This is a genomic window from Leifsonia sp. P73 (assembly GCF_051059105.1).
In the GTDB taxonomy this organism is placed as follows: domain Bacteria; phylum Actinomycetota; class Actinomycetes; order Actinomycetales; family Microbacteriaceae; genus Leifsonia.
The window spans coordinates 516,211-537,166 of record NZ_CP194931.1 but is presented as its reverse complement, the minus strand read 5'-3'; the positions used below and the strand labels follow the sequence as shown (position 1 = coordinate 537,166).

The window sequence follows — 20,956 nt, the reverse complement described above, 5'->3', positions numbered from 1 at the left end:
CCGCTGGCCAGTCCGCAGCCGGACCGCGTGATCGCCCCGCGCGGGCAGACGACGACGGTGGACGTGCTGGCGAACGACGCCGCCACGAATCCGTTTCCTGGCAAGCCGCTGCGCGTGCTCGCGGTGCGCGGGCTGGGCGGGGCGCTCCCGGACGGCGTCTCCATCACCCCGAGCGCGGACAACGCGGTGCTGCAGGTCACCGTGTCGAGCACGGCCGCTCCGCAGGACACCACCCTGCAGTACGAGGTCGCCGACGCGACGAACGACCCGGACCGCTACACCTGGGGGACGGTCACCGTCTCGGTCCAGGACCGCCCGGCGCCGGTCTCCAACGTGCAGGTCGGGGCGATCGGCGACCGCAGCCTGACGCTCAGCTGGACGCCCGGCGCGTTCAACAACTCGCCGATCACCGGCTTCCAGGTCACCATGACGAGCGCGGCGACCGGGGCCGTCCTCGGCACCACGCAGTGCACGACCACGGTGTGCGCGATCACCACCCCGGGCAACGGTCCCCAGAACGCGGTCGTGCTCGCCGTGCAGGCCCGCAACGCGCTCGGACTGTCCGACCCGACGAACTACGTCGAGCCGGTCTGGTCCGACGTCATCCCGAACGCGCCGGCCAACGTCGGCTCGACCCCGCTGAACAACGGGCTCCGGATCACCTGGAACCGCCCGGCCGACGCTCCCGGCGCCAGCCCGATCACCTCCTACCTCGTCACCGTGGGCGGCATCACCAACGCCGTCCAGGTCGGGCCGGCCGACAACGGCAGCTACGCGCTGAACGTCACGGACCCGGGGATCGCGAACGGCGCGGCGATCGGGTTCACGGTGGCGAGCCGCAACGCCTTCTACCAGAACAGGACGACCTGGAACCAGACCGCGGGGAGCGGTGTGCCCGCCGGCGCGCCTGTCCTGACCGGCACGGCCCCCACCGCGGTGCCGAACAACACAGACGGGTCGAGCGCCACGCTTTCGTGGCCGAGCGTCTTCGGCGCCAACGGCAAGACGATCACCGACTATTACGCCGCGGTGTTCCAGGGCACAGCGCAGCCCGGCTGCAGCGTCACGGGCGTGGACACCGGCAACCCGGTGCTGCACGTCGACCCGACGTCGGCGTCGTTCATCCACACGCAGGGCGGCAGCGCCACCTTCACCGGGCTCCAGCCCAACCAGACCTACAACTTCGTCGTCTACGCCTACAACGGCCAAGGCTGCACGCCGAGCGCGGTCGTCCCGGCGACGACGCACCAGCAACCCGGGTCGGTGCGGGACGTGACCGTCACCGGCCCGACGCCGAGCACGTCGACCACGTGGGACTACCAGGCCTCGGTCGACTACCAGACCGGCAGCGGCTCCAGCCCGGTGATCAGCTACCAGCTCCTCAGCGGCGGCGCAGTGGTCGACAGCGGGCAGCTCTCCGGCACGAGCGGCACCGTCGCGGGCGCGCTCAGCCAGCAGCACTACGGGGTGCCGCTCACGCTGAGCATCACCCAGATCTGCGAGACCTACCCCGACGGCACGCAGCTGTGCACCCAGCAGAACTTCACCAAGGCGCTGGGCGTCGCGGTCAGCACCGCGATCGGCGGCGCGCGGTTCGACAATCCCACCAACACGTTCAGCTGGACGAGCTGGCCCACCGGTCCGGGCTACACGCGGGTCACCTACAGCTGCGTGCCGGGCGTCGAGGTCGACATGCCGCCGGTCGGGCAGACCGCCGTCTGCGTCGCACCGCAGGGCGGCGGCCAGCCGACCCTCACCGTGAAGGTGTACGCCAACGGCGACACGTACAGCACCCCCTATCCAGCCTCAGGCATGCAATGAGCGACGACCGGCATACTGAGGACGGCCCGCGCGCAGGCGCGGCGCTGCTCACACCCACGAGAGGCGACAGCATGACGATGACCCCCGAGCAGGCCGGCTGGTTCTCGGGCGTGTTCGACCGGCTCGTCCAGAACATCGATCGCGTGCTCCTCGGCAAGTCGCACGTCATCCGCCTCGCCCTGGTCGCGCTGCTGAGCGAGGGCCACCTGCTGCTGGAGGACTATCCCGGCACCGGCAAGACCTCGCTCGCCCGCGCGATGGCCGAGAGCGTCCGCGGCACGACCAACCGCGTCCAGTTCACCCCCGACCTGCTGCCCGGCGACATCACCGGCGTGAACATCTACGACCAGCGCACCGGCGCGTTCGAGTTCCACCGCGGTCCGGTCTTCGCCAACATCGTGCTGGCCGACGAGATCAACCGCGCGTCGCCGAAGACCCAGTCGGCGCTGCTGGAGGTCATGGAGGAGCAGCAGGTCACCGTCGACGGCGTGCGCCATCCGGTCGGCGAGCCGTTCATGGTGATCGCGACGCAGAACCCGATCGAGCAGGCCGGCACCTACCGGCTCCCGGAGGCCCAGCTCGACCGCTTCCTCATGAAGGCGTCGATCGGCTACCCGGACCACGAGGCCACCCTCCGCATCCTGGAGGGCGCCGAGCGTCGCGCGCACGACATCGTCGTCCCCGAGATCATCTCGGCCGAGACGGTCACGGAGATGGCGGACCTAGCGCGCAGCGTGCACGTGGACCCGACCATCAACGACTACGTGTCCCGGCTGGTCGACGCCAGCCGCTCGGCCGACGAGATCCGGCTCGGCGTCAGCGTCCGCGGCGCGCTCGCGCTCGTCCGCGCCGCCAAGACGCTCGCGGCGGCGTCCGGCCGCTACTACGTGACCCCGGACGACGTGAAGGCCTTGGCCGAGCCGGTGCTCGCGCACCGCCTGGTGCTCGACCCCGAAGCCGAGTTCGAGGGCGTCACCGCCTCCAGCATCGTCGGCCAGCTCCTCATCGAGGTGCCGCCGCCCAGCGATCGGGCCGCCGTGTGACCAGCACCGTCACCCGCACCCAGGTCGAGCTCACCAACGCGCGGGCCCGGATCGTCGGCGAGCGCGACGGCGTCCTCGCGGACGCCATCGTCTGGGTGGTGCGCACCGGCTCCGTCGTCGGCCGGGCCGTGGCGTCGGCCGCGCGCGCGCTCGGCGCGGTGATCACCCCGCTTGGCTGGTCGATGTTCGTCGTGACCGTGCTCGCGCTCGTGGCCGGCTACGTCCTGGGCTGGACGGAGGCCGTCGTCGCGGGCTGGATGGCCGTCACGCTGCTGCTGATCGCGTCGCTCTACCTGGTGGGCAGGATCGCGTACGACGTCGGGCTGGCCCTCCCGACCAACCGCGTGGTCGTCGGCGACCGGGCGCCGGGGGAGGTCACGGTCCGCAACCCGGTGCGGCGCCGGCTCCCGGGCGTGCGGGTGGAGGTCCCGGTCGGCGCGGGCCTCGCCGAGTTCGCCGCGCCGGCCCTCGCGAGCGGCGAGGAGCACTCCGACGTCTTCGTGGTGCCGACGAGCAGGCGCGGGATCGTGCCGATCGGCCCGGTCCGCACCGTGCGCGCCGACCCGATCGGACTGCTGCGCCGCGAGATGGTGTGGGCCGAGTCGCTCGACCTGTTCGTGCACCCGCGCACCATCGCCATCCCCAGCATGAGCACGGGCTTCGTCCGCGACCTGGAGGGCGCCCCGACCCGCGACCTGACCCAGTCCGACGTCGCCTTCCACGCGCTGCGCGAGTACATGCCGGGCGACGAGCGGCGCAACATCCACTGGAAGAGCACCGCCAAGACCGGCAGCTACATGGTGCGGCAGTTCGAGGAGACCCGCCGCAGCCACCTCCTCGTCGCGCTCAGCCTGTCGGAGGCCGACTACGCCACCGAGGAGGAGTTCGAGCTGGCCGTCAGCGCCACCGGCTCGCTCGGTGTGCGCGCCATGCTCGACTCCCGCACCGTCTCCGTGGTCGCGAGCGCCGAGACGCCCGACTTCGCCAAGCGCGTGCTGTTCAGCGCCAGGCGGCTGAGCACCGTCGGCCGCGGCCGGCTGCTCGACGACCTGGCCGGGGTGGAGACGGCGGAGTCCGCCCTGCGGCTGCCCGAGCTCGCCCAGGTGGCCAGCGAGGACGCCGCGGGCATCTCCATCGCGTTCCTGCTCTGCGGCTCGACGGTGACGGCCACGCAGCTGCGCTCCGCGGCGGCGCACTTCCCGCTCGGCGTCGACGTGGTCGCGATCGTCTGCGACGAGGGGGCGGTGCCGAGCCTGCGCCGCGTCGCCGACCTCAGCGTGCTGACCATCGGCTACCTGGAGGACCTCCAGCGCAGCCTCGCGAAACGGCTCGCGACATGATCGGCCGGCTGCCCTGGCGTTCTGCCGCGCTCGACACCGCGTTCGCGCTGGCGGCGGTGGCGCTCGCGGCGTGGTCGTTCTGGCCGGTGTACCAGTCAGGCGCCTTCCTCACGATGCTGGTGGTGACGCTGGCGCTCGGCGGCGCGATCGGCGTGCTCGGCGCGACCTTCCGCTGGCCCAGCATCGTCGTGGCCGGCGCCATCGTCCTCGCCTATCTGGCGACCGGGGTCCAGCTCGCCGTTCCGAGCCTGGCGGCCGCCGGCGGCCTGCTCCCGACCGGGGCCGGCTTCCTCGACCTGGTGCAGGGGACCTGGCTCTCCTGGAAGCAGCTCGTCACCATCTCGGTGCCCGTCGGATCGTACGAGGCGCTGCTGGTGCCCGCGTTCATCCTCGTGCTGCTGGCGTCGGCGATCACGACCACCATCGCCCTGCGGTCGCGGTTCCCCGAGCTCGCCGGCATCCCGCCGGTCCTGGTGCTGATCGCCGGGATCGCGTTCGGCTCGGCGGTGACGGCGGCGCCGCTCTGGCAGGTGCTCACCCTGTTCGCGCTCCTGCTGGTGTGGAACATCCGGCTGCGGCTGCGGAGGAGGACGGCGGCGGTGCGCACGCTGCGCGAGCAGAGCGGTCTCACCGTCGAGACCCGGCGCGAGCGCGGCTCGACCGCGGTGCTGACGGCGACGGGCGCGGCCGTGATGCTCGCGGTCGCCGCGGCGGTCGGCATCGGAGCCACGGCTCTCGTGCCCCCGGCCAACGACCGGCAGGTGGTGCGGACCGCGGTCGAGCAGCCCTTCGACCCGCGCGCCTATCCGAGCCCGCTGACCGGCTTCCGGTCGTACTTCGAGCCGTCCGCGGCCTCCGAGCCCATGCTGAGCGTGTCCGGCCTGCCCGCGGACGGGCGCGTCAGGATCGCGACGCTGGACACGTACGACGGCGTCACCTACTCGGTCGGCACCGACGCGGTCTCCAGCGCCTCCGGGTCGTTCGTGCGGCTGCCCTACCGGCTCGACCAGAGCGGCACGAAGGGCGACCCGACGCAGCTCACGGTGACCGTGCGCGGCTACCGCGGCCCGTGGGTGCCCGGCTCCGGCCAGTTGGAGCAGATCCAGTTCTACGGCCCGCACGCGACGAACCTGTCCGGCGCGTACTTCTACAACGACGTGACGGGCACCGGCGCCGTCATGGCCTCCCTGCACGACGGCGACACGTACGTCGCCGACTCGGTCACGCCGCCGAAGCTCAGCGCGGCGCAGCTCGCCAAGGTGGATCCGGGGTCGGACTCGGTGCCGCGCCCCACGGTCGTCCCCGACGAGCTGCAGTCGACACTGCAGAAGTACACCGCCGGCGTCACCGGCGCAGGTCCCAAGCTCGCCGCCGCGCTGAAGGGGCTGCAGACCGACGGCTACCTCTCCCACGGCGTCGGCCCGAAGGAGCCGGCCAGCCGCTCCGGTCACGGCGCCGACCGGATCACCGAGCTCCTGACCGATGTGCCGATGCTGGGGGACCAGGAGCAGTACGCCGTCACAGCCGCCCTGATGGCCCGGCAGCTCGGCTTCCCGGCCCGCGTGGTGATGGGCTTCGTGGCACCCGCCGACGCGCGGGGACCCGTCACCTTCCTCGGCTCGGACGCGTCGGCCTGGATCGAGGTCCAGACCACGAGCGGCTGGGTCACGGTCGACCCGACGCCGCCGGTGCGCGCCGTCCCGCCGAAGCAGCCGCAGCAGCCGACGGAGATCTCCCGTCCGCAGACGAACGTGCAGCCTCCGATCGACGACACGCCCCAGCAGAATGAGGAGCCGCCGAACGCGCAGGTCGACAGCACCAACCCGCCCGCGCCCAACCCGGTGCTGGAGACGCTGTTGGCGATCCTGACCGTCATCGGCTGGACGCTGCTCGTCGTCGCGCTGATCGCCGCGCCGTTCCTCGCCGTCATCGCGGCCAAGTGGCGCCGACGGTCGCTGCGGAGGTCGGCGCCGACCGCGGCCGAGCGGATCGTGGGAGGCTGGCGCGAGTTCGCCGACGCCGCCGTCGACCACGGCTACGACCGGCCCCCGGCCGCGACGCGCCTGGAGTTCGCCACCACGATCGGCGGCACCAGGGCGGCGGCGCTCGCCCAGGTCGCCGACCGTGCGGTGTTCAGCCCGCTGTCGCCCAGCCGCGAGGAGGCCGACTCGGTCTGGAAGGCGGTGGACGACCTCCGCGGCCAGCTCGATCGGCGCGACACGCGGTGGAAGCGGTGGCTCGCGGCGGTCTCCCTGCGCTCCCTCGGTTACCGTGGGAGGACGGGAGAGAGGACGAGCAGGCGATGACGTGTCGGGTGTGCGGAGCGGAGCTGAAGGACGGGACCCTGTTCTGCGGCAACTGCGGAAGCTCGGTGACGGCCACGCGCGTGCGGCCTCCCGAGATGGCCGACTCCCGGCCCTCCGACACCTCCATCGTCCCGCCGCTGGCCAAGCCGCCGGTCGGGCGCTCGAAGCCCGCTGTCGCCGGGCGCTTCCCCGGCGATGTGGAGCTGGACGAGGACGGCCTGCCGCCGACCGAGGCGATCGACATCGTGTCGCTCGACAGCGCCCCTCCCGCGCCTTCGGCCGCGCGCGTGCGCGTCTACCGGCTGAGCTTCTCGACGGGGAGTCGGTGGAGGTGCGCGGCAGCGGCCTCGTCGGGCGCCGCCCCATCACGCAGCCGGGGAGCACGTCGACCAGCTCGTCGCCATCTCCGACCCGGCCAGGAGCGTGTCCAAGACCCACCTGGAGTTCGGCCTGGAGGGTGAGGACCTCTGGATCTGCGACCGCTACTCCGGCAACGGCACGGTGGCCCGCATGCTCGGCGGAATCGCGCGGCAGTGCGAGGCCGGTCGCCGCTACCGCGTCGAGCGGGGGACCCGCGTCGACATCGGCGATCAGTGGTTCGACGTGAGCTGAGCGGATCGCCGCCCAGCCCACGTCGTCAGCATCAGACCAGTGCGTCCGCGAGCGGCGCGTCCACGATCCCGTGCGCCTCGGCGACACCGGCGTTGGTGACGCGCCCGTCGTGCACGTTGAGGCCGAGCGCCAGCGACGCGTCGGCGCGCAGCGCGGCCTGCCAGCCGTTGTTGGCGATGGCCCGCGCGTACGGCAGGGTCGCGTTGGTGAGCGCGTAGGTCGAGGTGTGCGGCACTGCGCCCGGCATGTTCGCCACGCAGTAGAACAGCGACTGGTGCACCGTGAAGGTGGGGTCGGCGTGCGTGGTCGGGTGCGAGTCGGCGAAGCAGCCGCCCTGGTCGACGGCGATGTCCACGAGCACGCTGCCCGGCTTCATCCGCGAGACGAGCTCGTTGCTGACCAGCTTGGGCGCCTTCGCACCGGGGACGAGCACCGAGCCGATGACGAGGTCGGACTCCGTGACGGCCTTGTCGATCTCGAAGCTGTTCGACGCGATCGTCTTGATGCGGCCCGCGTACAGGGCGTCGAGCTCGCGCAGGCGCGCGATGTTCGTGTCGAGCACCGTCACCTCCGCGCCGAGGCCGACCGCGACCGAGGTCGCGTTGGTGCCGGCGACGCCGCCGCCGAGCACGGTGACGACGGCCGGGTGGGTTCCGGGAACGCCGGGGATCAGCAGGCCGGGGCCGCCGTTCGGCTTGAGCATGGTGTTGGCGCCGACGATCGGCGCGAGCCGGCCGGCGACCTCGCTCATCGGGGCGAGCAGCGGCAGCGACCGGTTCGGGAGCTGGACCGTCTCGTACGCGATGGCGGTCACGCGGGCGTCGACGAGGGCGCGGGTGAGCGCCTCGTCGGCCGCGAGGTGCAGGTAGGTGAAGAGCACCAGGCCCTCGCGGAAGTAGCCGTACTCGGAGGCGATCGGCTCCTTCACCTTGAGGATGAGGTCGCCCGCCGCCCAGGTGGTGGCCGCGTCGGGGAGGATCGTCGCCCCCGCGCCGACGTACAGCTCGTCGGGGATGGATGAGCCGACCCCGGCTCCGGTCTCGACGTACACGTCGTGGCCGGCTCCGACCAGGTCGTGCACACCTGCGGGCGTAATCGCCACGCGGAATTCGTTGTTCTTGATCTCGCGGGGGATCGCGACCTTCATGGGGCTCCTCAGCTCCTCACACTTCGACGTGATGGTTCGACTTCACCTTAGCTGTCTTCACGGAGGATTTCGATAGCAATTCGTTCACCATCGTGCTGATTCCGTAAATTCGGCCTCCGATCGGGGCTGATTTCGTCAGTTCGTCTCGCCGCTCATCCGCGCACCGAACGCTGTGTGCGATTTCCTCCGTCTTTCGGACGAATCGGAACGGATTTCGTGACGATCATGTTTCCAAATGGATGATTCGCGCGCTGAAGGGTGCGGATCGCACCGGTCGTATGCCAGGATCGACCCACCGCGGCGGCACGAGGACGTGCTTCCGGCGGACAGCCCTCCAGGCACCACCAGATAGACCCGAAGGAGCTCCGCAGTGAACACAAGGCCTCTCCCTGACGACCCGATGATCCGCCGGCTGGTCCAGTCGGCCCGCGCGTCCCAGCTCACCCGCCGCGGTCTGCTGGCCGGCGCGACGGCCGGAGCCGCAGCGCTCGCGCTGGCCGCCTGCTCGACCGGAGGCGCGTCGGGCAAGCCCTCCGCGGCGAAGGACCAGTCGGCCACGGACAAGACGCTCACCTGGGCGAACTGGCAGGCGTACCTCGACCAGGACGACAACGGCAAGTACCCGACGCTGGAGGCGTTCCAGAAGCAGACCGGCATGAAGGTGAAGTACGACGTCGCCGTCGACGACAACAACACGTACTACGCCAAGGTCAAGGATCAGCTCGCCCTCGGCAAGGACATCGGCGCGGACACGGTCTGTCTCACCGACTGGATGATCGCGCGCTGGATCCGCCTCGGCTATGTGCAGGCCTTCGACGAGTCGGCCATCCCGAACAAGAAGAACCTGACCTCCAACCTGGTGAACGTCGACTTCGACCCCGGCCGCACGAAGTCCCTGCCGTGGCAGAGCGGCTTCGCCGGCATCTGCTGGAACAAGTCGAAGCTCCCGAACGGCCTGAAGTCGATCGACGACCTGTGGAAGCCCGACCTCAAGGGCAAGGTCGGCGTGCTCAGCGAGATGCGCGACACCATGGGCCTGCTCCTGCTGCAGCAGGGCGTCGACATCTCCAAGCAGTTCAGCGACGCCGACTACAACAAGGCCATCGACACGCTGACCAAGGAGGTCAACGACGGCCAGATCCGCAACATCAAGGGCAACTCGTACCTCAACGATCTGAAGTCCGGCGACACGCTCGCCGCGATCTGCTGGTCCGGCGACATCACCCAGCTCAACGCCGAGGCCGGCGACAACTGGCAGTTCGCCATCCCGGAGGCCGGCGGCACCCTGTGGAGCGACAACTTCGTCATCCCGATCGGCTCGACGCGCAAGGCCAACGCCGAGAAGCTGATCGACTACTACTACGAGCCCGAGGTCGCCGCCGAGGTCGCCGCGTGGGTGAACTACATCACGCCGGTGCAGGGCGCCAAGGAGGCGGCCGTGAAGATCGACCCGAAGCTGGCCGACAACCAGCTCATCTTCCCCGACGAGGAGACCCTCTCGAAGGTGCACGTCTTCCGCACGCTCTCGCCCGCGGAGGAGCAGAAGTACCAGGCGGCGTTCCAGAAAGTGATCCTGGGGGCCTGATGCCGAAAGGAGTCTTCGCCGAGTCGGGCGCCGACCTGCAGCTGGCAGGCATCACGAAACGGTTCCCCGGGTTCACCGCCATCGAGAGCCTCGATCTGACGATCCCCGCCGGGTCGTTCTTCGCCCTGCTCGGCCCGAGCGGCTGCGGCAAGACGACGACCCTGCGGCTGGTCGCCGGGCTGGAGGAGCCGACGGAGGGCCGCATCCTCATCGGCGGGAAGGACGTCACCAGCACCAAGCCGTACCAGCGGCCGGTCAACACGGTGTTCCAGAGCTACGCGCTCTTCCCGCACATGACGATCCTGGAGAACGTCGCCTTCGGCCTCCGTCGCCGCCGCATCAGCGACCCGGTCGCGAAGGCGCACGAGGCGCTCCGGCTGGTCGAGCTCGACCACCTCGCGGCGCGGCGCCCGTCCCAGCTCTCCGGCGGTCAGCAGCAACGCGTCGCGCTCGCCCGCGCGGTCGTGAACCGGCCGGCGCTGCTGCTGCTCGACGAGCCGCTCGGCGCGCTGGACCTCAAGCTCCGCCGCCAGATGCAGCTGGAGCTGAAGTCCATCCAGACCGAGGTCGGCCTCACCTTCGTGCACGTCACGCACGACCAGGAGGAGGCCATGACGATGGCGGACACCGTCGCGGTGATGAACAAGGGCCGTATCGAGCAGATGGGCGCGCCCGAGCTGCTCTACGAACTGCCGTCGACCGTGTTCGTGGCGAACTTCCTCGGGCAGTCGAATCTCTTCGCCGGTCCCGTGCTCGACAGCGCCGGCGATACGCTCGGCGTGGAGGTCGCGGGCCACCGCATCCAGGTGCCGCGCTCGCGCGCCCAACGCAGCTCGGGGACGGTGACCGTGGGCGTCCGGCCGGAGAAGCTGACGCTGCACGCGGGGGAGGACACCATCCCGTCCGGCGCGAACCGGCTCGGCCCCGGCCGGGTCATCGACGTCTCGTTCAGCGGCGTGAGCACGCAGTACCTCGTGGACGTCCCGGGCATCGGCACCGTGATCGTCTTCGCGCAGAACCTCGCGAGCGGCCCCGCCGCGGGCTTCGGCGACCGGGTCTGGGTGTCGTGGGAGGCCTCCCACACGTTCGTGCTGGCCGACGAGCCGCCGGCCGACGGGAAGTTCGCCGACGACACCGACACGCAGGCGGTGGCGGCGCAGGCGAAGGAGCGGCTGCTCTCCGAGCTGGAGGAGGCGTAGATGGCCATCGCCGCCTTCACCGGGCCTCCCGCCACCCAGGACCAGGAGCCCGCGGCGCGGCGCAAGTCCGGGATCGCGCTGGTCCTGCTGCTGCCCGGCGTGCTGTACCTGGTGCTGTTCTTCCTGACGCCGCTGGTCTCGCTCATCATCACCTCGTTCCAGGCGCCCGCGCCGGAGGGCGATATCGGCCAGTACGTCGCGGCGTTCCAGTGGCAGAACTACACCGACGCGATCGCGGAGTACTGGCCGCAGATCCTGCGCTCGTTCGGCTACGCGCTGATCGCCACGGCCGCGGCGCTCGTGATCAGCTACCCGCTGGCGTACTTCATCGGCGTGAAGATGCGGGCCAGGCCGGTGCTGCAGAACCTGCTGATGACGCTGGTGATCGCGCCGTTCTTCATCAGCTTCCTGCTGCGGACGCTGGCGTGGAAGTCGATCCTCAGCGACGACGGCTGGGTGGCGAGCTCGCTCAAGGCGATCAGCGTCCTCCCGCCGGACGCCCACATCACGGGCACGCCGTTCTCGGTCATCTTCGGTCTGACGTACAACTTCATCCCGTTCATGACGCTGCCGCTGTACTCGACGCTGGAGCGGCTGGACACCCGGCTGCTGGAGGCCGGCCGCGACCTCTACGCGAGCAACTGGATGACGTTCCGCAAGATCACCATCCCGCTGTCGATGCCCGGCATCGTCTCCGGGACGCTGCTGACGTTCATCCCGGCCGCGGGCGACTACATCAACGCGTCGCAGGACTTCCTCGGCGCCGCCGACACCTCGATGATGGGCAACGTCATCGAGAGCAACTTCCTGGTGCTGCAGAACTATCCGGCGGCGGCCGCGATGTCGGTCATCCTGATGGCCGTCATCCTGGTGATCGTCGGGTTCTACGTGCGGCGGAGCGGGACGGAGGACCTGCTGTGAGACGCTTCCGGTTCCAGGGCCTCGGGCTCGGCGTCTACGCCTTCCTGGCGCTGGCGTTCCTGCTCATCCCGATCGTCTACACGTTCGTGTTCTCGTTCAACGACGCGATCAAGAACAACATCGCCTGGCGCGGCTTCACCCTGCGCAACTGGACGAACGTCTGCGACGCCGCCGGCATCTGCGACGCGTTCGCGGCGTCGATCATCATCGGCATCGTCTCGACGGTGATCGCGACGGTGCTCGGCACCATGATCGCGATCGCCCTGATGCGCTACCGGTTCCGGTTCCGCTCGCAGACCAGCCTGCTGCTGTTCCTGCCGATGGCCAGCCCGGAGGTCGTCCTCGGCGCGGGCCTCGCGGCGCAGTTCCTGAGCCTCAGCGTGAACAAGGGCTTCGGGACGATCATCATCGCCCACGTGATGTTCTGCATCAGCTTCGTGGTGGTGACGGTGAAGGCGCGCGTCGCGTCGCTCGACCCGGCGCTGGAGGAGGCGGGCCGCGACCTGTACGGCTCGCCGAACGCGGTGTTCTGGCGGATCACGTTCCCGCTGCTGCTGCCGGGCATCCTGTCGGCCGCGCTGCTGTCGTTCTCGCTGAGCTTCGACGACTTCATCATCACGAACTTCAACGCCGGCGCGGTGACGACGTTCCCGATGTACATCTACATCGCGGCGTCGCGCGGCATCCCGGCCCAGGCGAACGTGATCGCGTCGGCGGTGTTCATCCTGACGATCCTGGTCGTGCTGATCTCCCAGCTCACCGCGGCCGCCCGCGCGAAGCGCCTGGCCCGCACCCAGTAACCCATCCGCCGAGGGGCACGTTGTTGTCACTTGTGAGCTCGAAAAGTGACAACAACGTGCCCCTCGGTGGGAGGTAAGCGGGGGGTCAGCGGGTGTAGGAGGGGCGGATCTCGCCGACGGGGACGCCGTTGCCGAGGACCGCGAGGTCCAGCTTCGGGGCGACGGCGTCCACCGCGGCACGCTCGATCGCGCCCGTGTCGGCCAGCAGCGACAGCGCCACGATGGAGGCCGCGCGCAGACTCCCGTCGAGCACTTTCAGGCTGACGGTCGTGCCGTCCGGCGCCGCCATCACCATGACGCCCTCGGCGCCGAGCTTGGCGAAGACGCCGAGCTCGTCGATCACCACGCTGTTGGCCCGGCCCGGGCCGTCGATCGCCCAGCCGTTGGCGAGCACCGCGGTCCGCAGCACGGCCGCGTTGCGGAAGAGCGCGAAGGGGAGCCCTCCGACGCCGTGCCGATCCGCTGGATGCCGCGCGCGAGCGCCAGCAGCGACATGGCGTGCACAGGCGCGCCGCAGCCGTCGACCCCGGTCGCGACGACCTTCTCGCCGGTCAGCCGCTCGGTCGTGTCGCGGATGTGCTGCTGCAGCGGGTGCTGCTGGCTGAGATAGCTCTCCAGCGGCCAGTGGTTCACCCGGCAGGCCAGCAGCATCGCGGCGTGCTTTCCCGAGCAGTTCATGAACACCGGGCTGCGCTGGGCGCCGTCGCGGATGGCGTTCTCGCGCGAAGCGCTGTCGAGCGGCCAGTCGGCGGGGCAATGCAGGGCGTCCTCCGTGAGCTGGGCCTGCGCGAGCAGCCCGCGGACCACCGAGACGTGCGCGGGCGTACCCGCGTGGCTCGCGGTCGCCAGCACGGCGCCCGCGCCCTCCAGCGTCACGCCCGCGCCCATGACCGCGACGGCCTGGAACGGCTTCAGCGAGGAGCGCGGGAACACCGGCTTCTCCGGCGCGCCGAGCGAGAGGACGACGTCGCCGTCCGGCCCGAGCACCACCGCCGAGCCGGCGTGGCGGGACTCGACGAACCCGCTGCGCTCGACGACCGCCAGCTCCACCGCCTCCGCGGTTCCGAAGACCTCCGCTGTCACAGCGCGGCGAAGGCGTCGTCGAGGACGGACAGGGCGTCCGCGATGAGCTCGTCGCTCACGGCGAGGCTCGGCAGGAAGCGGAGCACGTTGCCGAAGGTGCCGGCGTTCAGGAACAGGATGCCCTGCTGTGCCGCATACGCGATGATCGCGCTCACGGCCTCCGGGTTCGGGACCTTGGTGGTCTCGCCGGTGCCCGGCTGGACCAGCTCGATCGCGACCATCGCGCCGATGCCGCGCACGTCGCCGATGATGTCGTACTTCTGCTGCAGCTGCTCCAGCGCCGGCTTGAGGGCCTTCTCGATGCGCGCGCCGTGGGCGAGGAGGTCGCCCTTCTCGATCTGCCCGAACACCGCGATCGCGGCCGCCGCGGCGACCGGGTTGCCGCCGAAGGTGCCGCCGAGGCCGCCGGGCTGGGCGGAGTCCATGATCTCGGCGCGGCCGGTGACCGCGGCCAGCGGGAGGCCGCCCGCGATGCCCTTCGCGCTCAGCACCAGGTCGGGCACGAGGCCGAAGTGCTCGCTGGCGAAGAACGCGCCGGTGCGGGCCATGCCGCTCTGGATCTCGTCGGCGATGAAGACGACGCCGTTGGCCGTGCACCACTCCTGCAGCGCCGGGAGGTACCCCTCGGCCGGGACGACGAAGCCGCCCTCGCCCTGGATGGGCTCCACGACCAGGCAGGCCAGGTCGGTCGCGCCGATGACCTTCTCCAGGTACGCGATGGTGCGGGCGGCCGCCTCGGCGCCGCTGAGGCCGTCGCGGTACGGGTAGGAGTTCGGCGCGTGGTAGACGTCGCCGGCGAACGGGCCGAAGCCGGTCGCGTACGGCATGGCCTTGTAGTTCATGGCCATCGTGAGGTTGGTGCGGCCGTGGTACGCGTGGTCGAGGACGGCGACGGCGCGGCGGCCGGTATGCTTGCGGGCGATCTTGACGCCGTTCTCGACGGCCTCCGCGCCGGAGTTGACCAGCACGGTCTTCTTGGCGTGGTCGCCGGGCGTGTGCGCGGCGAGCAGCTCGGCGACGCGCACGTACTCCTCGTACGGCGTGATGGTGAAGAGCGTGTGGATGACGTCCTGAAGCTGCTCGGCGGCGGCCGCGACGACCGCGGTCTCGGTGTGACCGACCGTGGTCACGCCGATGCCGGCGCCGAAGTCCACGAACTGGTTGCCGTCGACGTCGACCAGGATGGCGCCGTTCGCGCGGGCGATGTACACGGGGAGGGCGGACGACACGCCGGTGGGCACCACGGCGAGGCGGCGCTGATGCAGCTCCTGAGACTTCGGGCCGGGGACGGCGGTGACGATGCGGCGTTCTTGCTCCACGGTGAACGTGGGCGTGCTCAGGGTGTCAGTCATGATGATGGCCAGTTTAGCCGGGGTGCGAGAATCGAACCATGAAGCTCGAGCACCGCTATGCGATCGACCTGCAGTGGACCGGCAACCGGGGAGAGGGGACCAGCGGCTACAAGGCCTACGGTCGCGACCACACGGTGAGCACCGAGGGCAAGCACCCCATCGAGGGATCGGCCGACCGCACCTTCTTCGGCGACAGGGACCGGTGGAACCCGGAGGAGCTGCTGCTCGCCGCGCTCAGCCAGTGCCACATGCTCAGCTACCTGGCCGAGGCCGCCCGGGCGGGCGTCGTCGTCGTCGGCTACACGGACGCCGCGACCGGCGTCATGGAGCAGACGGGCAACGGCGGGGGCCACTTCACCAGCGCGATGCTCCGCCCGAAGGTGACGATCGCCGACCCGGCTCAGGCCGAGCTGGCGGCCTCCCTGCACGCCCCGGCCGCGGAGAAGTGCTTCATCGCCGCGAGCGTCAACTTCCCGGTCGGCCACGAGCCGGAGCTCCTGACCCTGGCCTGAGCGAGACGCTAGAGGCGCTCCGGGCGCAGGGCGCGCTTGACGCGCTCCACGGTGTTCGCGGGCGGCGACTCGTTGTAGGTGCCGGCGAGCTCCTGGCCGGTGAGGCCGTGGATGGCCGCCATGATCTCGTCGGTCGCCTGACGCCGGGCGCGGCCGGACTCCGCCGGACCGTAGTGCGCGACGTCGATCGGCTCTCCGAAGGCGATGGTGATGCGGCGCACGCGCGGGAACTTCGCTCCGACCGGCTGCACCTCGTTCGTGCCGATCAGTCCGACCGGGACGACCTTGGCGCCCGTGGTCAGCGCCAGCCAGCCGATGCCGGTGCGCCCCTTGTACAGGCGGCCGTCGAGCGAGCGGGTGCCCTCCGGGTAGAGCGCGAACGCGGCGCCGGTGTCGATGATCCGGCGGGACTGCTCCAGGGCCTCCTGGGCGGCCTGCCCGGCCCCGCGCTTGACGCCGACGGCGCCGATCGCGGTGAAGAACGAGCGCGAGACCGCGCCCTTGAACCCGGTCCCCTCGAAGTAGTGCGACTTGGCGAGGAACTGCACGCGGCGCGGCGAGATCATCGGGATGACGAGGGAGTCGATGAACGACAGGTGGTTGCTGGCCAGGATGATCTTGCCGTGGCGCGGCACGTTGCGGGCGCCGATGACGTGCGGCCGGTAGATGAGGCGCAGCAGCGGCGCGACCACCCGGCGTCCGATGAAGTAGGTCAGTCCCGGGCGTGGGAGGACCTCGGCCTCCGCCTCGTGCCCGTCGTCGGGTGCTGTCTGACTCACAGAACGAGGGTAGTCCCGATCGTATGCCACGACCGGCATGCGTTTCGTCACTCGCCGAACGGCCGGAGCGGTGTGCAGCCCCAGCCTCCCGCGTAGATCAGGCAGGGGAGCTGCAGCCCGTGGTAGCGCACACTGCGCGGATCCCCGAACCAGGAGTTGTAGAGCCGCGAGAAGTTGAGGTTGCCGAAGGCGGAGCAGCTGTCGCCGGGGCCGGTCGGTTGCGCGACCGTCGTCCTGTCGGGCTGGTACGGCGTGTAGTTGTAGAGGTTCGCCGTCGCCTGGTTCACCACCCGGACCGTGCTCGCCCCGCAGGCGGCGTCCGGGTGGTACTGGATGCGGTTCGCGCCGACCCGGTAGCGCCAGTCGGTGGGGTGCGCGGTGTACTCCCGGAACTGCCAGGCCGCGCGGTAGACCTGGTTGAAGAAGCCGAAGTAGCGGGTGTCGCAGGCGGCGGTGTCCGGGCACGCGTACCCGGTGGCCTTCTGGTAACCGGTCGCGCTCGGCGTGGTGAGCAGCGACTGCTCCTTCTGCAGCAGCACCAGGAGCACCCGCGGGCTGATCGTGCACGCCTGCGCGATCCGCACGATGATGCTGCTGGCCCGCTCGTCCTTCCTCGCCGGGATGGCGGCGCAGCGCTCGGCGGAGGCCGGGGTGCGCGGCACGTCCATGCGGAAGTCCGCCAGGCAGGGGAGGCGTCCTTGGGCGTGCAGGTCCGGGTGTCCAGGAAGCGCTGCACCTGGGCCGCCGTCATCGCGTACGGGTTGTAGAAGCTGTCGTCGCTGATGATGTCGCCGGGGTCGAACGCCGGCCGGGGCTTCGCCGCGAGGGTCGCCGCTGCTCCCGGAGCGAAGGCGGCACTGGCGTCGTCCGCCGGCGCGCCGCCGACCGCGGGCAGCGCCGCGAGGACCGCCGCGGTCACGAGGACCGCGGCGGCGAGCCGTCGGGGCAGGCGCATGGGCTGCGTCTCCGGGCGGTCAGCCGAGCCGGCCGAGCGCCTCTTCGATGACGGTGGCGGCGTCGTCGATCAGCTCCTCGCTGATGACGACCGAGGGCAGGAGCCGCAGGACGCTGTCCCAGCTCCCGGCGTCCAGCGGGATGACGCCGTTGGCGGTCGCGTGCGCGAGCACGGCCTTCAGCGCCTCCGGGTTGGGCTTCTTCGTGCCCGGCACGACCAGCTCGACACCGAACATCGCGCCGACGCCGCGGACCTCGCCGACGACCGGGAAGCGCTCGGCCCAGTCGCCGATCCGCGCCCACAGCGCCTTCTCGACGCGCTTCGCCTCGGCGAGCAGGTCCTCCTGCTCGAACGCCTCGAACACCGCGAGCGCCGCGGCGGTGGAGACCGGGTTGCCGCCGAACGTGCCGCCGATGCCGCCAGGCTGGACCGCGTCCATGATCTCGGCGCGGCCGGTCACCGCCGCGAGCGGGAAGCCGCCCGCGATGCCCTTGGCGGAGGTGATCAGGTCGGGGACGACGCCGTGGTGCTCGATCGAGTACCAGGTGCCGGTGCGGCCGATGCCGGCCTGGATCTCGTCGGCCACGAAGACGATGCCGTTCTCGGTGCAGAACTCCGAGAGCCGCGTGAAGTACCCGGGCGCCGGGATGATGACGCCGCCGTCGCCCTGCACCGGCTCCACGAACAGCGCGGCGAGCTCGGTGGCGCCGATGTGCGTCTCGATGTAGTCGATGGTGCGCTCGGCGGCCTCCTCGCCGGTCATCCCCTCGGGGTCGCGGAACGGGTAGCTGATCGGGAGGCTGTAGATCTCGCCCGGGAAGGGCCCCATGCCCGCGCGCTCCGGCCAGGGGCGGTAGGTCATCGCCATGGTCAGGTTGGTGCGGCCGTGGAAGGCGTGGTCGAGCGTCGCGATCGCGCGGCGTCCCGTGTACTTGCGCGCGATCTTGACCGCGTTCTCGACGGCCTCCGCGCCGGAGTTGACCAGGATGCTGTGCTTCTCGAAGTCGCCGGGCGTGATCTCGGCGAGCTTCTCGGCGACGCGCACGTAGTTCTCGTACGGCGTGACCGTGAAGAGCGTGTGCGTCAGCTTCGCGGCCTGCTCGGCGGCGGCCGCGGCGACGGCGGGGTGCGCGTGGCCGATGGTGGTCACGCCGATGCCGCAGCCCAGGTCGATCAGCCGGTTGCCGTCGACGTCGACCAGGATCGCGCCGGAGCCGGACTCCATGTAGATGTTCGCGAGCGTCCCGGCGCCGCGGCTGACCGACGCGACGCGCCGCTGCTGCAGCTCCACTGAGCGCGGGCCGGGGAGCTCGGTGACGACGTGGCGGGACTGGGGGACGGAGAAGTCGCGGGTCATGACCTCCATCGTATGGGCGATGTTCAGGCGCCCGTTCAGCGGGGACAGAGGTGGATGAGGCAGACTGGCTCCTCGTGCGCAGATCCCTCTCCGTCCTCACAGCCGCCCTCGTCGTCGCCGGCCTCGCCGCCTGCAGCTCCTCGTCGCCCAGTCCCACGGCGTCCAGCACCGCTGCGGCCGCAACCTGTCAGAACGCGAAGGCGGGGTCCTCCTCCGACTCGATCAAGGTCTCCGGCGCCTTCCACCAGACGCCCACGGTGACCTTCGCGACTCCGCTCAAGGTCACCGACCTCGAGCGCACCGTCGTGACGAAAGGCACCGGCAAGAGGGTCCAGGCGGGAGCGACGGCCGGACTGGCCCTTGCCGCCTACGACGGCACCACGGGCAAGCAGCTCGCCGCGCCCGAGGGCTTCGGCACCCAGGCCGTCGTCGACGCGCCGGTCGACGACAAGAAGTGGCTTCCCGGTTTCGTCCGCGGCGTCGAGTGCCTGAACGTCGGATCCCGCGTGGTCGTGACCGCGACGGCCGAGGAGGCGTTCGGGCAGGCCTTCTCGCAGCTGGGTCTCAAGCAGAACGCCCCCGTCGTCCTGCTGGCCGACATCGTCAACATCGCGCCCAAACTGCCCACCAAGGCCAACGGAACGCCCGTTCCTCCCACGCCGGGCTTCCCCACGGTGAAGCTCAGCAAGACGGGTGAGCCGACCATCACCGTCCCGAAGGCCGACCCGCCGACGGAGACCCGGATCGCCGAGCTCAAGAAGGGCTCGGGCGAGACCGTCCTGCCCGGGGACACGGTCACGGTCCAGTACAAGGGCGTGCTCTGGCGGAACGGCCAGATGTTCGACTCCAGCTGGAGCCGGGGCCAGACGGCGTCGTTCCAGACCACCCAGGTCGTGAAGGGCTTCCAGAAGGCCCTGGAGGGCCAGACCGTCGGCTCGCAGGTGATCGCGATCGTTCCGCCGGCCGACGGCTACGGAACCGCAGGTCAGGGCGAGATCAAGGGCACCGATACGATGGTGTTCGTGGTAGACATCCTGGGAACGACCCGCTGATGCCCGCGCGCCGCGTCGTCATCCTCGGGTCCACGGGCTCGATCGGCACGCAGGCGCTCGACGTCATCGCGGCGAACCCCGACCGGTTCGACGTCGTCGGGCTGACCGCCGGACGCAACGCGGACCTCCTCGCCGAGCAGGCGGAGCGGTTCGGCGTGCGCGACACGGCGCTCGGCGCGGACGACGCGGTGCGGCTCCTGCACTCCGTGCAGGCGGACGTGGTGCTCAACGGCATCACCGGGTCGGTCGGGCTCGGTCCGACGCTCGCCGCCCTGGAGACCGGGGCGATGCTGGCGCTCGCCAACAAGGAGTCGCTGATCGTCGGCGGCGCGCTCGTCAAGCAGGCGGCCGCGCCCGGCCAGCTCGTGCCGGTCGACTCCGAGCACTCGGCGCTCGCCCAGGCCCTGCGCTCCGGCACGGCCGGCGAGGTCCGGCGGCTGGTGCTGACGGCGTCGGGTGGCCCCTTCCGCGGCCGCTCCCGCGACTCCCTGCGAAACGTCACACCCGCCGAGGCGCTCGCGCACCCGACCTGGGACATGGGACTCGTGGTCACGACCAACTCGGCCACGCTCGTCAACAAGGGCCTGGAGGTCATCGAGGCGCACCTGCTCTTCGACGTCCCCTACGACCGCATCGACGTCACGGTGCACCCGCAGTCCGTCATCCACTCGATGGTGGAGTTCGTGGACGGCTCGACCATCGCCCAGGCGTCCCCGCCCGACATGCGCCTCCCGATCTCGCTCGGCCTCGGCTGGCCCGACCGGGTGCCGGGGGTCGGCGCGCCGCTGGACTGGACGCAGGCGCACACCTGGACGTTCGAGCCGCTGGACGGCGAGGCGTTCCCCGCCGTGGCCCTCGCCAAGCGGGTGGGCGCTGCGGGCGCGACCTACCCCGCGGTGTTCAACGCGGCCAACGAGCAGGCGGTGGCGGCGTTCCACGCGGGCGCGATCGGCTACCTGGACATCGTGGACACGGTGGAGCGCGTCGTGGACGAGCACGAGCCGGCCGGCGAGCTGACCCTGGAGTCGCTGGCGGAGGCCGAGCGCTGGGCTCGCGCGACCGCCGACGCGCACCTCGCGGGGCGATAGGCAT

General features: G+C 70.9%; 18 protein-coding genes and 1 pseudogene. 13 read left to right on the top strand and 6 right to left on the bottom strand.

All coding sequences use genetic code 11. The features are described 5' to 3' along the window. Positions 1–426 precede the first annotated feature (426 nt). The 6 genes from ACQ86L_RS02830 (at position 427) to ACQ86L_RS02805 (ending at position 7,122) form a co-directional block, all read left to right on the top strand. Positions 427–1,821 (top strand): fibronectin type III domain-containing protein, encoded by a 1,395-nt coding sequence (locus ACQ86L_RS02830; RefSeq protein WP_434318973.1) that lies wholly within the window; start codon positions 427–429, stop codon positions 1,819–1,821. A gap of 71 nt (positions 1,822–1,892) precedes the next feature. Then, positions 1,893–2,864: an AAA family ATPase gene (locus tag ACQ86L_RS02825; protein WP_434317605.1), complete on the top strand. Its 972-nt coding sequence runs from the start codon at positions 1,893–1,895 to the stop codon at positions 2,862–2,864. Continuing rightward, complete coding sequence (locus tag ACQ86L_RS02820; protein WP_434317604.1) at positions 2,861–4,204, top strand: DUF58 domain-containing protein; 1,344 nt, start codon at positions 2,861–2,863, stop codon at positions 4,202–4,204. Before ACQ86L_RS02825 ends, ACQ86L_RS02820 begins: the two co-directional genes overlap by 4 nt. After that, entirely contained in the window at positions 4,201–6,510 is a 2,310-nt protein-coding gene (locus ACQ86L_RS02815) for a DUF3488 and transglutaminase-like domain-containing protein (RefSeq protein WP_434317603.1), read from the top strand. The genes ACQ86L_RS02820 and ACQ86L_RS02815 overlap by 4 nt, the downstream gene beginning before the upstream one ends. After that, positions 6,507–6,971, top strand: a complete 465-nt coding sequence (locus ACQ86L_RS02810; protein ID WP_434317602.1) for a zinc-ribbon domain-containing protein — start codon at positions 6,507–6,509, stop codon at positions 6,969–6,971. Before ACQ86L_RS02815 ends, ACQ86L_RS02810 begins: the two co-directional genes overlap by 4 nt. Then, positions 6,934–7,122, top strand: a complete 189-nt coding sequence (locus ACQ86L_RS02805; RefSeq protein ID WP_434317601.1) for a hypothetical protein — start codon at positions 6,934–6,936, stop codon at positions 7,120–7,122. The genes ACQ86L_RS02810 and ACQ86L_RS02805 overlap by 38 nt, the downstream gene beginning before the upstream one ends. Before the next feature lie 31 nt (positions 7,123–7,153). Here the strand turns inward: ACQ86L_RS02805 and ald are convergent, their stop codons facing one another. After that, positions 7,154–8,269 (bottom strand): alanine dehydrogenase, encoded by a 1,116-nt coding sequence (gene ald / locus ACQ86L_RS02800; RefSeq protein ID WP_434317600.1) that lies wholly within the window; start codon positions 8,267–8,269, stop codon positions 7,154–7,156. Between the two features lie 400 nt (positions 8,270–8,669). Between ald and ACQ86L_RS02795 the strand changes: the two genes are divergently transcribed. Genes ACQ86L_RS02795 through ACQ86L_RS02780 form a run of 4 tightly spaced genes read left to right on the top strand, consistent with a single transcriptional unit; the run spans position 8,670 to position 12,774 of the window. Then, positions 8,670–9,854, top strand: a complete 1,185-nt coding sequence (locus tag ACQ86L_RS02795) for an ABC transporter substrate-binding protein (protein ID WP_434318972.1) — start codon at positions 8,670–8,672, stop codon at positions 9,852–9,854. Then, the gene (locus ACQ86L_RS02790; protein WP_434317599.1) at positions 9,854–11,053 is read left to right on the top strand and encodes an ABC transporter ATP-binding protein; all 1,200 of its coding nucleotides are present in this window, start codon (positions 9,854–9,856) and stop codon (positions 11,051–11,053) included. Before ACQ86L_RS02795 ends, ACQ86L_RS02790 begins: the two co-directional genes overlap by 1 nt. After that, positions 11,054–11,974 carry an ABC transporter permease gene (locus ACQ86L_RS02785; protein WP_434317598.1) on the top strand — a complete coding sequence of 307 codons (921 nt, stop codon included), beginning with the start codon at positions 11,054–11,056 and terminating at the stop codon, positions 11,972–11,974. Next, positions 11,971–12,774: an ABC transporter permease gene (locus ACQ86L_RS02780; protein WP_434317597.1), complete on the top strand. Its 804-nt coding sequence runs from the start codon at positions 11,971–11,973 to the stop codon at positions 12,772–12,774. Before ACQ86L_RS02785 ends, ACQ86L_RS02780 begins: the two co-directional genes overlap by 4 nt. Before the next feature lie 85 nt (positions 12,775–12,859). Here ACQ86L_RS02780 and ACQ86L_RS02775 read toward each other — a convergent pair. Together ACQ86L_RS02775 and gabT are read right to left on the bottom strand one after the other, a co-directional pair. Continuing rightward, positions 12,860–13,857, bottom strand: a pseudogene (locus ACQ86L_RS02775) (asparaginase). Next, positions 13,854–15,209, bottom strand: coding sequence for a 4-aminobutyrate--2-oxoglutarate transaminase (gene gabT / locus ACQ86L_RS02770; protein WP_434317596.1), 1,356 nt, complete (start codon positions 15,207–15,209; stop codon positions 13,854–13,856). Before gabT ends, ACQ86L_RS02775 begins: the two are co-directional and overlap by 4 nt. Before the next feature lie 38 nt (positions 15,210–15,247). Here gabT and ACQ86L_RS02765 point away from each other — a divergent pair, with 38 nt between their 5' ends. Further along, a complete protein-coding gene (locus tag ACQ86L_RS02765) occupies positions 15,248–15,721 on the top strand; it encodes an OsmC family protein (RefSeq protein WP_434317595.1) in 474 nt (157 codons plus the stop codon). A gap of 8 nt (positions 15,722–15,729) precedes the next feature. Here ACQ86L_RS02765 and ACQ86L_RS02760 read toward each other — a convergent pair whose 3' ends face one another. From ACQ86L_RS02760 to ACQ86L_RS02750, 3 genes are all read right to left on the bottom strand, one after another. Continuing rightward, the gene (locus tag ACQ86L_RS02760; protein WP_434317594.1) at positions 15,730–16,500 is read right to left on the bottom strand and encodes a lysophospholipid acyltransferase family protein; all 771 of its coding nucleotides are present in this window, start codon (positions 16,498–16,500) and stop codon (positions 15,730–15,732) included. 47 nt (positions 16,501–16,547) lie between these two features. Next, positions 16,548–17,168: a hypothetical protein gene (locus tag ACQ86L_RS02755; RefSeq protein ID WP_434317593.1), complete on the bottom strand. Its 621-nt coding sequence runs from the start codon at positions 17,166–17,168 to the stop codon at positions 16,548–16,550. A 306-nt stretch (positions 17,169–17,474) separates the two neighbouring features. Then, the gene (locus tag ACQ86L_RS02750; RefSeq protein ID WP_434317592.1) at positions 17,475–18,821 is read right to left on the bottom strand and encodes an aminotransferase class III-fold pyridoxal phosphate-dependent enzyme; all 1,347 of its coding nucleotides are present in this window, start codon (positions 18,819–18,821) and stop codon (positions 17,475–17,477) included. A 65-nt stretch (positions 18,822–18,886) separates the two neighbouring features. Between ACQ86L_RS02750 and ACQ86L_RS02745 the strand changes: the two genes are divergently transcribed. Together ACQ86L_RS02745 and dxr are read left to right on the top strand one after the other, a co-directional pair. After that, positions 18,887–19,864: an FKBP-type peptidyl-prolyl cis-trans isomerase gene (locus ACQ86L_RS02745; protein ID WP_434317591.1), complete on the top strand. Its 978-nt coding sequence runs from the start codon at positions 18,887–18,889 to the stop codon at positions 19,862–19,864. After that, entirely contained in the window at positions 19,864–20,952 is a 1,089-nt protein-coding gene (dxr, locus tag ACQ86L_RS02740) for a 1-deoxy-D-xylulose-5-phosphate reductoisomerase (RefSeq protein WP_434317590.1), read from the top strand. Before ACQ86L_RS02745 ends, dxr begins: the two co-directional genes overlap by 1 nt. Positions 20,953–20,956: the final 4 nt, after the last annotated feature.